12 protein-coding genes are annotated in these 14386 nt (G+C 48.3%); 4 read left to right on the top strand and 8 right to left on the bottom strand.

The annotated features are described in order from the left end of the window. Positions 1-50 precede the first annotated feature (50 nt). Complete coding sequence (gene bfr / locus NSMM_RS07620) at positions 51-515, top strand: bacterioferritin (RefSeq protein WP_090286211.1); 465 nt, start codon at positions 51-53, stop codon at positions 513-515. A 19-nt stretch (positions 516-534) separates the two neighbouring features. Here bfr and NSMM_RS07615 read toward each other — a convergent pair whose 3' ends face one another. Next, on the bottom strand, positions 535-1503 hold the full coding sequence (locus NSMM_RS07615; protein ID WP_090286209.1) for an alpha/beta hydrolase: 969 nt from the start codon (positions 1501-1503) through the stop codon (positions 535-537). Between the two features lie 143 nt (positions 1504-1646). Here NSMM_RS07615 and NSMM_RS07610 point away from each other — a divergent pair, with 143 nt between their 5' ends. Continuing rightward, positions 1647-2426 (top strand): tetratricopeptide repeat protein, encoded by a 780-nt coding sequence (locus tag NSMM_RS07610; protein ID WP_090286207.1) that lies wholly within the window; start codon positions 1647-1649, stop codon positions 2424-2426. A 636-nt stretch (positions 2427-3062) separates the two neighbouring features. Here the strand turns inward: NSMM_RS07610 and NSMM_RS07605 are convergent. From NSMM_RS07605 to NSMM_RS07590, 4 genes are all read right to left on the bottom strand, one after another. Then, the gene (locus tag NSMM_RS07605) at positions 3063-3959 is read right to left on the bottom strand and encodes a GIDE domain-containing protein (protein ID WP_090286206.1); all 897 of its coding nucleotides are present in this window, start codon (positions 3957-3959) and stop codon (positions 3063-3065) included. A 35-nt stretch (positions 3960-3994) separates the two neighbouring features. Then, on the bottom strand, positions 3995-4573 hold the full coding sequence (locus NSMM_RS07600) for a LemA family protein (RefSeq protein ID WP_090286204.1): 579 nt from the start codon (positions 4571-4573) through the stop codon (positions 3995-3997). A 124-nt stretch (positions 4574-4697) separates the two neighbouring features. Next, complete coding sequence (locus NSMM_RS07595) at positions 4698-6011, bottom strand: DUF1302 family protein (protein ID WP_245654725.1); 1314 nt, start codon at positions 6009-6011, stop codon at positions 4698-4700. A 119-nt stretch (positions 6012-6130) separates the two neighbouring features. Next, positions 6131-6826 (bottom strand): ABC transporter ATP-binding protein, encoded by a 696-nt coding sequence (locus tag NSMM_RS07590; protein WP_090286202.1) that lies wholly within the window; start codon positions 6824-6826, stop codon positions 6131-6133. A gap of 68 nt (positions 6827-6894) precedes the next feature. Between NSMM_RS07590 and NSMM_RS07585 the strand changes: the two genes are divergently transcribed. Then, entirely contained in the window at positions 6895-7668 is a 774-nt protein-coding gene (locus NSMM_RS07585; protein ID WP_090286200.1) for an outer membrane lipoprotein-sorting protein, read from the top strand. A 61-nt stretch (positions 7669-7729) separates the two neighbouring features. Then, the gene (locus NSMM_RS07580) at positions 7730-8512 is read left to right on the top strand and encodes a PEP-CTERM/exosortase system-associated acyltransferase (RefSeq protein ID WP_090286196.1); all 783 of its coding nucleotides are present in this window, start codon (positions 7730-7732) and stop codon (positions 8510-8512) included. A gap of 102 nt (positions 8513-8614) precedes the next feature. Here the strand turns inward: NSMM_RS07580 and NSMM_RS07575 are convergent, their stop codons facing one another. The 3 genes from NSMM_RS07575 to NSMM_RS07565 form a co-directional block, all read right to left on the bottom strand. Further along, positions 8615-9985 (bottom strand): transglycosylase SLT domain-containing protein, encoded by a 1371-nt coding sequence (locus tag NSMM_RS07575; RefSeq protein WP_245654724.1) that lies wholly within the window; start codon positions 9983-9985, stop codon positions 8615-8617. A 133-nt stretch (positions 9986-10118) separates the two neighbouring features. Then, positions 10119-11309 (bottom strand): ribonucleotide-diphosphate reductase subunit beta, encoded by a 1191-nt coding sequence (locus NSMM_RS07570; protein ID WP_090286194.1) that lies wholly within the window; start codon positions 11307-11309, stop codon positions 10119-10121. Positions 11310-11345: 36 nt separating this feature from the next. Continuing rightward, positions 11346-14180 carry a ribonucleoside-diphosphate reductase subunit alpha gene (locus NSMM_RS07565; protein WP_090286192.1) on the bottom strand — a complete coding sequence of 945 codons (2835 nt, stop codon included), beginning with the start codon at positions 14178-14180 and terminating at the stop codon, positions 11346-11348. Positions 14181-14386 lie beyond the last annotated feature (206 nt).

Genomic DNA, 14386 nt, shown 5'->3' with positions numbered 1-14386 from the left:
AATATGTTATTATTGAAAATCATTTTTGGCTAGCCGCACAAGGAGATCTCATGAAAGGCAATACTGACATCATACGCTGGCTAAATGCCCAGCTCAAACATGAACTCACCGCTGTCAATCAGTATTTTCTACACGCCCGTATGTATAAAAACTGGGGATTCAACAAACTTGCTGATCATGAATATCATGAATCTATTGACGAAATGAAGCATGCTGATCAACTGATCGAACGTATTCTGTTATTGGAAGGATTGCCTAATCTGCAGGAACTAGGAAAGCTGTTGATTGGGGAAACCGCGCAGGAATGCGTCACTTGTGATCTCGACCTGGAGTATACCTCACGTGAAACATTGATCAAAGCTGTCGCAGCGTGTGAATCTACACAAGACTTTGTCTCGCGTGAAATATTCGAGCGCATCCTGGAAGATACCGAAAATCATATTGATTGGCTGGAAACACAAAGGGATATGGTACAAAAAGTGGGCATCCAGAACTGGTTACAAAGCCAGATTTGACCGGCCTGGCAAGGACTAGTCAAATCCTTGCCAGAAAACTCAAGACTGTCGATTGCCATAGCGTCGGGTGATGCCTGTATAGGGATTCGTGACGTGCTTCCGGAAAGACTACGATTTTTTTTTGCTGTACTGGCACAGTGTTGTATACCCGCATCGTCATTGGCAATCGTGCCTTGCTATCTTGTTCCCCATGCAGAAATAACACTGGGCAGGCGATAGCCTGAGCATAATCAACCGGGTTATGTGTGAATGCATTAAAATCAGCCTGCACTCCTCCCCAGAATAACAGTAAAAATGCGCTCGGAAAGTAAGGCACACCGAGATTATCAAAACGATTGATCACCGTATTGAACAAACTATCAAAAATACTTTCTACAATCAGTGCATCCGGTGCGATACCCAGTTGATCGACAGCTCTGAAAATTGCAGCTGCGCCCATTGATTGGCCATAAAGAATAATTTTTTTATATGCATAGTGCTCGCGTACATAACGAACACTCGCAGCGACATCTTCGGCTTCTACATAACCAATCGTGGTATAGGCAGCCGAAGACGTGCCAGAGCCTCGAAAATCCACCAGTAAGACAGCATGACCAATAGCAAGCAACGCTTTGGCTTCGTTGATCAATGCAGATTTTTCCATGGCATAGCCATGAAACAGAATAATCAGCTTATTCGAACTACCGGCACAATACCATGCACCCAAATCCAGTTGAGTACTTATGGTAATGATCTGATTACGACAGTCCGGATGCACGCTGGTTGGATTCGTCGACGGCTGCGGTCTTGAAATGGACTGTCCTTGTAACAATAAAGCTAACTTTCCACTAATGGAAGTCGTATCATATTTTCCCGGAACCGCATCGGATGTCGAGAAATGCAAAAAAGCATAGGCATGTTGGTAGGCCAGCACATTCAGTAAAAGTAACCCACCGACTACGATGCCAAGCAATATCTCGATAATCCCCTTATATCGTCTTTGCTTCAAAGCTGTTCTCCATCAGGTTTCCAAAGCAGTGATATACGCCTTTAAGCGATACCTATCCGCGAATATCCACTTTGCAGAATGTACCGTATAATATTGCACTACTATTCATGCAGATACCATTTAATGCTTAAACAAAACAATCCATGACTTTCCATTGCCCGGAGTGTGGTAGTGAACGCGTGCATCAGTCACGAGTCAGACCAGGAGAGCGCACTGCAGCCAATCTTTTTCAGATACCTTTCCGTTGCCGTGATTGCAAAACTCGCTTCTGGGGACGCAACACGGGTGCGTATATTGTTACCCTGGCAGGCGGGGGATTCACACTTTTCATCGGTTGGATCATCTGGTTTGCCCTTCTCCATGATGAACCCGGTTCAATCAAATTATTATCGGATTCTCAACCAGCTGCTATGTCAGAAGCACCCGCTTCAAATCCGCTGCTTTCTTCCGCTATTGCACGTGGTGAAGAAATTGATATAAAAACCCTCAATGATGAGGAAACATCGATACCAGACGCCAATAATCCACGCTACTACACTACCAGCCTGTTTCTGGATAAGGCAATCAAAGGCAGTGCAGATGCGCAATATCAGCTAGGGCTGCTTTACCTGGCCGGCAGAGGCACGCTGCAGGATTTTTCAGAAGCTGCAGAATGGTTAACTCTGGCTGCAGAACAGAACCATTCCCTTGCTCAGTATGAACTGGGGTTACTTTATCAGATTGGCCAAGGTGTGGAACTGGATATGGAAAAAAGCTATATTTGGTTCAACATTGCGGCAGCTGCCGGGGTCGAGCAAGCCATTCTAGCACGCGACAAGGCTATGCGCGCCTTGAGTGCTGCTCAGCTGAAAGCCGCACAGAAAGAAGCACGGGATTGGCTGGACAACAAATTGAAGTTTAAACAGAAAACCAACCAGAGATAGTCGTATAACGCCTTGGGTAAACGGCTTGCGAAACGCAGTGTAGCAAGTCCGGTGGAGCAAATCGGAACATATTTGACCCACTTGGTAGACGTCATTCTCCAGCACCTTTATCATGAGCCAAATCTTACAAGTCTCACAGGTAAAGGTCATACAGGCTTTCATTCAGCATACTCCTATTGTCCATGACGTCTAACGCCATACTCTGGGATAACTCGAGGCGAAACGAAGGTTTGCTCCAGGCAGCACTTTGCTATGCTATTTTCTTGAAAATCTACGCAAAAGGGTTGCCTGAAAATTTTCCAGACTTTTCTTCTTCTACCAACGGCATTACCCATTCCTGTAATTCTTTCAATGAAAGGCCTTTAGGAAAATGATTGTCTTGCCATATGGATACTGTTGAAGCGTAGCCATTGCAAAAGCATCACAGCTCCTTCTGGGATGAATGGCAAGACAGGTATCGATAAAATCATTAGGGCGCCTCTAAAAGTTTAGGATTCCAAACAAAACCAAGTGCGAGTAAAAAATATTAACGCAAAATATGATTGGTATACGAGGAAACATCTTTTGTGAGTAACGAAGTATTGTGACGAAATATAAATTTTTAGAAGTGCCCTATATGCGTAAGTTGGCTGACAGCTACTGCCAATATGCGTGCAGTTGCCAGACAAGGTAGCCAATCGAACCAAGGCAACAGAGCAGCGTCGCAACAGCATGATGGCGAAAGCTGCCAATAATGGTCATTTGCGGCTGCACAGAGATGATATATGGCTGTCGCTTGTCTTCTGGCCGAAAAACATGATTGGTTGCAGGCTCAAACTGTAGTGTCTGATGCAGCACTTCCGCCTCTGATCGAGCTGCTTGGCGAGCTGCCTCCCACTCGTTCAGATCAATTTCACCATCATGGTTGCTATCAAAGCGTAACAACAGTTGTTTGTTGTCCAGCTTCCAGCTGTCGAGCAGATCACGCATGATATCGCGCGATGAATGGTGGGTAGCCGGTGAATGAGTCGACAGCTGCCCAAGCACGTAAAGTCGCTGCCCCGGCAATATCAGGCGCTCAGTATAGCGATATCCACTTTTCAGCGACATGGCAAACAGTGCACTGTCCATGATGCCGGTGCGGACCGGCCATTCAGTGTCCCCATACCAGACGAGTTTTTCATTACTGACGACTTCCGCTCCATACGGATCAACCAGGCAGGTCCCCGTACCATCGTCGAGCAGGAACGGCGATTCGCTCGTATTCTGGTAAACGACCCGCCAGGCATTTCGTGATTTGAAACTCGATTTGCATTCGATCACACTCTGATACCAGAGGCAACGATGATTGGATAATGGCGCATAGATGGCACGATCCTGCGAAAACTTACCTTTGCCTTCAATTTCGACAAAACCCTGATGTGCGGAACGCAGACGGGATGTTGGGGTATCCTGAATCAGACGCCAGTATTTCCAAGCTCGCACAAAAAAATAAAAGCAGATTGTAATAGCTGCAATAGTTGCCAACAGAAGCGTTTCGCGGTCTTCGATCATGGCAATCTTGGCTCAGGCAAAAAATTGTGACAAGATCAGGCAAAGAGTCTTCTGAGATCGGGGTCAGCCTTGTTTTCAACAGAAAATTCCAGCAAATCACGCGCGCCGAATCCCAGCCATCTGGCAATGATGATTTCCGGAAACTGGTCAATCAGAACATTATTATTTTTGACGGCCTCATTGTAAAACTCGCGGCGATCAGCAATTGCATTTTCGAGACTGGAGATCCTCGCCTGTAAATGCTGAAATTTTTCACTGGTTTTCAGTTCCGGATAAGCTTCCGCGACCGCATACAGATTCCCCAGTCCCATCCTGAGCATGCCTTCTGCTGCCCCCAGAGAAGAGATATCACCTGCTTCACGTGCACTGGCAATACGTGCCCGCGCCTGCATAACCCTGTTCAGGGTTTCCTGTTCAAACTGCATGTATTGCTTGCAGGTTTCGACCAGCTTGGGCAGTTCATCATGGCGCTGTTTGAGCAGAATATCGATGTTTGACCAAGCTTGTGAGACGGTATGCTTGATATTGACCAGATTGTTGTAAATCATAATAGCAATGACCAGCAAAATCACCGCCACTGCCAGAAAACCAAAAAAATAGATTGATAGATCCATTATCACCTCCACAAATTTTCAGGAAATGATTCTTTAACGGCAAAGGAGGGGAAATTTAAAGCTGAAAATTAAATTCAGCTTATCTATCATGGCTACAGCAATGGCTATAGCATTATGATGTCGCTCAGAATGAGAAACGCAGTTCGGTATATACCCGGTCATTATTAGCAAAACGCCCAAACAAGCCGGTAGCTGGGCCATCGAACAGATCGGCGCCCATTGCTAGCCTCCAGTCTCGCGCAAGATTCCAGGTAATACGGGGACGCAGCATCCACTCACTGCGATTGAAGCTGTGAATGAACAGTACCTGCGCTTCGATATCCCGCCAGAGATCACTCTGTAAAAAAATACTGCCGCCACTTTCCCGTTTGTCTGCAAAAATATCCCGATCATGATTCAGGAATACCCGCTGAAAAAATTGCAAATTAAGACGAATGTCACGTGGCATGGTGAAGTCCAGTCCGAGCGCATAATCAATCGTATCCTGCGCTATCAGGCCGCTTGGCGCCGTCAGGCGGGCAACATTGAAGCGCCGACCATCGGTATAAACCAATTCACCTTTGAGTACCGCGTGCCCCAGGTCTTTGGTAAGCGTGCTGCCGATCTGGTCGATGGTTTCGTGGCGCGCCTGAAAGGTTAGCGGTCCACCCGGCTGGCTGACAAGGTGAAAGGTTGGAGTGGCATCTCGGCTATGGTAATAAAATGCGGCCAAATCCCACCCGCTGATCAATTGAGATAAACGCACGCCATAATTACTATTACTCGGATTCAACCCCGAGCGATCTTCATGCAGAAAATTAACCGGCAGATTGCCCGGCAGTGCAAATGGATAGAATTCCGCACCGGGACGACCGATTTTATCCACACTGGCGAAGGGAATCCATACGAAATCCGCATGAAAATCCTCTTTCGAATATTCAGTCCGGATTGCCCATTGCGGAATACGCATCTGGTCAAAATCCTGTAATACAAATTCACGCATATCCTTGGCGGAAACCACATCGGCAAAAAACAGACCGACCATTTCCCCCCAGATGATGTGTTGACGACCAATGCGCACATCAAAGTCACCAGCTGATACATCCAGATAGTTCTCCCGCAAAACGAATTCGAAACGCTGATCGCGGCGCACATCACGCGGGTAGAAATTGGAAATATCATGGATAGCATCATAGTCAAGGCGTGCACTCAACTTCCATTTTACATTGGGATTTAACTGCCCAAGATTGGCAAGCTCAGAACGTAAACGCAACTTGGAAGCGTGTGCAGGACTGGCAAAGACATTGGCAAATTCCAGTTGGGAAAACCCACGCCAGGCAGCAGTGGGTTGAAAGGCGCGAGCAAGCTGATTTGCTACTGGCGAGCCACTGTCATTAAATAAATTTTCCAGGGTAGGGTTTTGTGCGACACGAATCGGGCTGTTCGGTACCCTGGCCAAGCTACCAGTCTGGGCATACACCCCCTCCCAACAGGGCAACCATAATAGCAGCAGAATCAAACAGTTGAATATACTACATAAAAATCTCATGTATTATTTGAAAGCAGGTTGATCAAACATCAAGCATGCATAACGGCATTTTCATGGATGAGTTGACCATCTTCGATTCTCACCAATCGTCCAGCCATCGCCATTACCTTGGCATCATGCGTTGAAAAAACGAAGGTAGTACCGTTATCTTCATTAATTGCTTTCATTAACTGCAATATCCCATCCCCAGTTTTGTGATCGAGATTGGCAGTCGGCTCATCCGCCAGGATGACGCTCGGATGTGTGGCCAGTGCACGGGCAATCGCAACACGTTGTCGCTGGCCGCCGCTCAGCTGATTTGGGCGATGTCGCCCAAATTTAGACAGACCAACGATATCAAGAAACTTCGTAACCCGCTCCCGGCGCTGGGCAACACTCAGTTCCTTGAACTGCAGCAGCGGGTATTCCACATTCTCTTCCGCCGATAATACTGAGAAAAGATTAAATGTCTGAAAGATAAAGCCGATAGTTCTAGCTCTAAGCGCGGATAACTGATCGGGCGTTTGCCCGCTGGTATCCACATTGTTGATATAGATCTTGCCGGAGGAAGGAATATCGATGCAACCAATCAAATTCAACAGCGTGGATTTACCACTGCCAGACGGTCCGGCAATGGCCAGAAACTCGCCCTCTTTGATTTGTAAATCGATGTCCTTGAGTGCCTGGATATGCTCCGCACCCAGCATATATTCTTTGCAGACTTTTTCGAAGCGAACAATATTCATCTGTTTTATTCTGTACGGACAGTTTCAAGGATCAGTAAATCAGACGAACTCAACTCAGGAGATTACATATGATATTACGAACAGGTTTACTGCCAATTATGGCGACATTATTGCTCTTATTTCACACACAGGCGCAGTCCACCACGCCAACCGAACCTACAGGTCCGGATGCAATGGCAAAAAGTATACTGGAAAAAGCGGATGAAATTCGCTTTCCGCGCGATAGCTTTCAGGTGGAAGTCGTTATTCGCACTACTTCACCTGGCCGAGCTGACGAGCTACGTCAATACCGGGTGCTCTCCAAAGGTAATGAAAACAGTATTGTACTGACCACCGAACCGGCTGCCGAACGAGGGCAGGCCATTTTGATGAAAGGGCGCGATCTATGGGTTTTCATGCCAAGCGTCTCGCAACCGATACGACTATCACTCTCGCAGCGGCTGACTGGCCAGGTTGCCAATGGCGACATTGCCCGCGCTAATTTCACCGGTGATTACGATCCAAAGTTGTTACGCAGCGACACAATAGACGGTGAACACTACCACGTGCTTGAGCTGACTGGCGTCGATCGTTCGGTGACGTATCAGCGGGTATTACTGTGGGTCAATCAGGAGAATGACCAGCCGCTCAAGGCCGAGTTTTATTCGCTATCCGGCCGCCTGCTCAAAACCAGTCGTTATGAAAACTTCGAGATGGTTCTTGGCAAACTACGGCCAACACAAATGGTCATGGAAGACGCGCTCAAGCAGGGTGAAATTTCAGTATTGAATTATTCCGGGATGCAGTTACGCGATCTACCCAACAAATTGTTTACAAAAAATTACTTAAAAAGACTTGAATAATTGATTGATTACTGGGCTGGATTAATCCAGCCTGGCATACCCATCCAGACGAGACATCATTATGTTTTCAAAAGAACAGAATCTGGGCACATCCTTCAAACAGTATTTTGAAATTGTGCCTGCACTCAATGAATCCCTGAAGGCGGAAGCATACCGCGTACGCCATGCTGTTTATTGCGAAGATCTGGGATTCGAGCCTGCACGAATTAATAAACTGGAAACAGACCAATACGATCACAGCGCGATTCACTTACTGATCCGTAATGTTAAAAATCATGCGTTTATCGGCTGCACTCGTATCATTCGCCCTACCCTGGATACAAACCAGGGTTTGCTGCCATTTGAGCGTACTTGTGCCGATACGCTGGATCGCACCATTATCGATCCAATGAAATTACCTCGTGACAAAATTGGCGAAGTCTCCCGCCTGGCTGTCGTAGCCTCGTTCCGTCGACGCAAGGGAGAAGCTGCGCAGCCGATCAATCTTTCGGAAGAAGATTATCGTGAAGAATCCTTGCCACGCTTTCCCTACATTCCATTGGGACTGTACATAGGCACGGTCGAACTAGCGCGATTGAATGGCATTAAAATATTGTTTATGCTGACTGAAGAGCGGCTGGTAAACCATTTCGGCAGACTGGGCGCCCAGCCTGAATTCATCGGGGGGCCAATCGAACATCGCGGTACACGCTTTCCATCGATGGTGGATATTGACAAGCTTGTCAGTAATATGCGGCCTATCTTTCGTTCGCTTTATCGCTGTATTGCTGAAGACATTCAGAAAGAATTGATACACTGCAGGGTCCCTCTAAAAATGCAGGACTCTAAGCAAGGCCAAGCTTGAATAAAAAATATTTTACGAATCATATAATTGATATACAAAAAAAATTTTTGTATATCAAAGTATTGTGAAAAAATATGAATTTTCAGGAGTGCCCTATATAAATCAGGATGAGTAGAGAGGAGATTTATCCGGAGAATTCAGTTTGAGTATCAGCCGTTGACCAACTGACAAACGCGTACTACCGCCATTCCAGGACAGAATGATCTTGATATCAATCCCATAACGCTTCGCAATGCCATGAAGCGTATCGCCTTTCCTGACCACATGAATCAACTGCCCGTTCCCAGCATGATGGCGAATACCGTCCGGCCCGTATGCCAGATAGGTTCTTTCCCGTGTGCTGCGGCCATCACGTGGCACCAATAAAAGCTGTCCATTTTTCAATGCCGAATGTGAATGCAGGCCATTGATTTCTTTCAATTTTGATACGTTGATACGATAACGCTGCGCCAGCTCCGGCAAAGTTTCTTTATCTTTCACTTCATGAATTCGCCATGAAACGAGTTCCTTGTCATAGTTTTCCATATTTTTGACAAAGTTCATCACATTGGCGACCGGTAGCAACAGCCGGCGTGGTGCGTTACTGATGCGGATAACTGGCCGGTTATAGGCTGGATTAAGAGCATTAAATTCTTTTTCGGAAATTCCCGCCAGTCTCGCTACCAGATGCACATCAATCTGCTCCGTCAATTCGATCTGCTCAAAATAGGGATGGTTGGGGATGGGCGTAAGCCTGACTCCATAGCGTCTGGGGTGTGCAATGATATTGCGGATGGCGAGTAATTTCGCAACATATTGGCGCGTCTCTGCCGGCATGCGAATAGCAGTGAAGCTGACCGATTTCTCGCCACCGTGATCTTCATTGATCACTTTTAACAACGCGCCCTGCCCCCAGTTGTAAGCGGCCAATGCCAGTTGCCAATTGCCAAACATGCGATACAGCATTTGCAGATAATCCAGCGCGGCATCGGTTGCCGCTACGATATCGCGACGCTCGTCATGCCACCAGTTTTGCTCCAGCCCGAACGCTTTTCCGGTTGCAGGAACAAATTGCCACAACCCGGCGGCATGTCTGCGTGAATAGGCATCCGGATCGAACGCACTTTCGACAATTGGCACGAGCGCAATCTCAGCCGGCATGCCACGGCGCTCGACTTCGCCCAGAATATAGTAAAGATAACGCTGGCTTCGCTCGACTATCTGATTGATGAATCGCTGATTACTGAAGTTTTTTTCGTAACTGCCTGTTTCCAGACCAGGAGGATTGCCCAGGGAAAACCGGGAGCGCATCCGCACCCACAAGTCATCCTGAAGTTTGTATGCTTCAGCACGTACGGTTTCTCGAGCGACGATATTCCTGTGATTGCTCACTAAAGTCTCAGCCATTGCTGCTGTAACCGATATCATGATCAGAGCAAAAACACTTGCTGCCCGGACCATCCATTGCATCATGTTCTGGTTATTGTTTTTCATGCTCTTATAAATTCCACATGGTCAGGTGGATGCCACACATTGATGATCTGGCATGCAACACCAGACCACCCCACACTAAACTATTGATTTATATTGAGACAAGCCCTGCAATTAAACCATGCACGAACTTCCATCAGTCCCAGTTTAACACACCTCCGGTTTGGTACTCAGTCACACGGGTTTCAAAAAAGTTTTTCTCTTTTTTCAGGTCAATCATTTCCGACATCCAGGGGAAAGGATTACTCACCTCAGAAAAAATGGGATCCAAGCCAATCTGGTGACAGCGGCGATTGGCGATGAAGCGCAAATACTCCTTGAACATGGCCGCATTCAGTCCCAGCACACCACGCGGCATGGTGTCTTCAGCGTAGCGATATTCCAGCATCACTGCCTGCTGCATGAGTGCCGCGATTTCCTCACGGAATTCCCGGGTCCATAGCTGCGGATTTTCCAGCTTGATCTGGTTGATGACATCGATACCAAAGTTGCAGTGCATGGACTCATCGCGCAGGATATATTGGTACTGCTCAGCTGCGCCTGTCATTTTGTTCTGCCTGCCCAGTGCAAGAATCTGCACAAAGCCCACATAGAAAAATAGCCCTTCCATGATGCAGGCAAATACAATCAGGCTTTTGAGCAACTGTTGGTCCGTCTCCAGCGTACCAGTCTGAAATGACTGATCAGTCAGGATATCAATAAAAGGAATCAGGAATTCGTCCTTCTCGCGGATCGAATCAACTTCATGATAGGCATTAAAAATTTCACCTTCATCCAGCCCGAGTGATTCGACGATATACTGGTAGGCATGGGTATGAATCGCTTCTTCAAACGCCTGGCGCAACAAATATTGACGGCATTCCGGGTTAGTAATATGCCGATAAGTGCCCAACACAATATTATTAGCCGCCAGCGAATCTGCCGTTACAAAAAAACCGAGATTACGCTTGACCACACGCCGCTCGTCCTCGCTTAACCCATTACTGTCTTTCCACAGCGCAATATCACGGCTCATGTTGATTTCCTGCGGCATCCAGTGATTCGCGCAGGCCGACAAATATTTCTCCCATGCCCACTTGTATTTGAATGGCACCAGTTGGTTGACATCCGCGTGGCAGTTGATGATACGCTTGTCCTCCACCGACACACGGCGATGATTGATGGGCAGATCAGCCTGGCCTTTATCCTCAGCGCCCGCTTCTTCGTGCGGATTCCTGCGCGGATTGGTATGCGAAACCGCATCCAGTGTCAATGCGCTATTACCCGATAAAACACCCGCTGCACCATTATTGCCTGCAGAATTTTCTTCGTCTTCAAACGTCAACATAGTCTATTTCTCCAATTTTGATTTTTTCAACCAGGTTTACTGGCACGCTTCACAATCCGGATCATCGATCGCACATTGCTGGACAACCGTCTCGGCTGGCTCATGGTGCGCCGCAACCGCATTTAACACACCTGTATGCACGGTCGATTTCTCAGCTGCTGTCGCTCCCAGCGTGCGTAAATAATAGGTTGTCTTTAGACCGCGCACCCACGCAAGCTTATAGAGCGCATCGATTTTCTTGCCGGATGCATTGGCCAGATACAGGTTGAGTGATTGCGCCTGATCGATCCACTTCTGCCGTCTCGCTGCCGCCTCCACCAGCCAGGCAGGGTCAATTTCAAATGCCGTTGCATAAAGTGCGCGCAGTTCCTGGGGAATCCGGTCTATCCTGCTGACCGCGCCATCATAGTGCTTGAGATCAGCAATCATCACTTCATCCCAAAGCTTTCTCTGTTTGAGGTCGTTGACCAACCACTGGTTCGCAATCGTGAATTCGCCGGAAAGATTAGACTTGACGTACAGATTCTGGTAAGTCGGCTCAATACTGGCGGAAACCCCAACAATATTGGAAATGGTTGCCGTTGGCGCAATCGCCAGACAATTGGAATTGCGCATGCCAAATTGCCTGATTCTGGCGCGCAGCGCATCCCAGTCGAGTGTGGCCGTGGTATCGACTTCCACCTGTCCGCCACGCTCCTCACTCAGCAATGCCAGTGTGTCCTGTGGCAGGACGCCGCGATCCCACAGGCTGCCCGTATAAGTCGCGTAGACCCCGCGCTCCTCCGCAAGCTCGGTAGATGCCCAGTAAGCATGATAGGCAACAGCCTCCATCGAGCGATCGGCGAATTCGACTGCTTCCTGCGAAGCATAGGCGATCCCCAGCTTGTGCAGGCAATCCTGAAATCCCATGATACCAAGTCCCACCGGACGATGGCGCAAGTTGGCATTACGCGCCTTGGCGACGGCATAAAAATTGATATCAATCACATTGTCCAGCATCCGCATGGCGGTATTGACCGTTTGCCTCAGTTTGTCATGATCCAGCTTGCCATCAACAATATGTGCCGCCAGATTGATGGAACCAAGATTGCATACCGCGATTTCCCTGTCGTTGGTATTGAGCGTGATTTCGGTACAGAGATTGGAGCTGTGCACCACGCCTACGTGGTTTTGTGGCGAACGCACATTGCACGGATCCTTGAACGTAATCCACGGATGGCCGGTTTCAAACAACATGGTCAGCATCTTGCGCCACAATTGCCGGGCAGGGATGCGTTTGTACAAACCAAGTTCATTGCGTGTCACCCTGTCTTCATAATCAAGATAGGTCGCTTCAAAAGATTTGCCATATTTTTCATGCAGATCAGGGGTATCTGATGGTGAAAATAGCGTCCAGCTCCCGTCTTCCATCACACGCTTCATGAACAGATCCGGCACCCAGACGGCCGTATTCATATCATGGGTACGCCGACGATCATCGCCTGTATTTTTGCGCAGCTCGACAAATTCCTCGATATCGAGATGCCAGCACTCCAGATAGGCGCACACCGCGCCCTTACGCTTGCCGCCCTGGTTGACCGCGACTGCCGTATCGGAAACCACCTTGAGGAAAGGTACCACTCCCTGCGACTTGCCGTTGGTGCCCTTGATGCGCGCACCCATTGCCCGCACCGGTGTCCAGTCATTGCCCAGACCGCCGGCAAACTTGGAAAGCAGCGCATTTTCCTTGATCGCCTCATAAATACCATCGAGACTGTCTGGCACCGTCGTCAGATAGCAGGATGACAACTGGGAACGCTTGCCACCGGAATTGAACAACGTTGGCGTCGAACTCATGAAATCAAATTTTGACAACAAATGATAAAACTCGATGGCGCGCGCTTCACGATCAATCTCGTTCAATGCCAGCCCCATCGCCACCCGCATAAAAAATGCCTGTGGCAGCTCAATGCGCCGCTCCTGGATGTGCAGAAAATAGCGATCGTACAGAGTTTGCAAGCCTAGATAACCGAACTGCAGATCACGATCCGCCACCAGCTCTTTTGCCAGTAACGGCAGGTCAAACTGGGCAAGTCGCTCATCCAGCAAATCCGCCGTAATTCCCTGCTGAATGAAGCTCTCAAAATAATCGGCATAGCGCGATTGCATCGCCTCCTGTGTGACCTCTTCCCCGAGCACCTCGTAGCGAACATTGTCCAGCAGCAGCCTCGCAGTCACATAGTTATAAGCAGGATCTTTCTCAATCAGCGCACGCGCCGACAACACCGCGGATTTCCGGATTTCGTCCGCCTGCACCCCATCGTACAAATCCCGCAGCATGGCTTTGAGAATCACGGCAGGATCGACTGCCGCGCCGAGATCCCGGCAAGCTGATGCAATCCGTGCGGTTAACCGCTTCATATCAAGCGGCACACGCTGCCCGTTTTCCACCATATGCAGTACGACCGCCTCGCTGGTCTGCTTCCTGGCTGCCCGCTCACGCGCACGCGCTTCCCGATACAACACATAAGCACGCGCCACATCATGTTCCCCAGCGCGCATCAACCCCAGTTCAACCTGGTCCTGAATATCCTCGATATGAAACGTACCGCCATCCGGTCGGCGGCGCGTCAAGGCGTCAACCACTTCTTCTGTCATGCGTGACACAATCTCGCGCACTCGGGACGACACGGCACTTTGCCCACCTTCCACCGCAATAAATGCTTTGGTCATCGCGACCGAAATCTTGCCGGGCTCAAACGCCACGACGGCGCCATTACGGCGTATCACCTTGTACTGCGAATAATTCTGTTTTTCAATCGATGGATCATGTTCTGAAAAGCTGTCACGGTAAACGGCACCGGTAACAGGGTTGTCCGTAGCAGGTTGCATAGCTGTTTTCTCCTGTGGGATGCAAGTGATCGCCGAATGGCGTATGTCAAAAGGATGCTGATAGATTAATTGCCTTAAACACAATATGTTGTGTTTAATTGCCATAAATAACCATACCTATAGCGTATAGGCATTCTAGTTGATCCAGCAAAAATGGCAAGTTTTTTAAATTATTTTTGCAAAAATACGTTATTGTTGACTGATAT

Source organism: Nitrosomonas mobilis (assembly GCF_900103035.1).
GTDB lineage: Bacteria > Pseudomonadota > Gammaproteobacteria > Burkholderiales > Nitrosomonadaceae > Nitrosomonas > Nitrosomonas mobilis.
The sequence above is the reverse complement of the archived record's forward strand: the minus strand, read 5'-3'. Positions and strand labels throughout refer to the sequence as shown.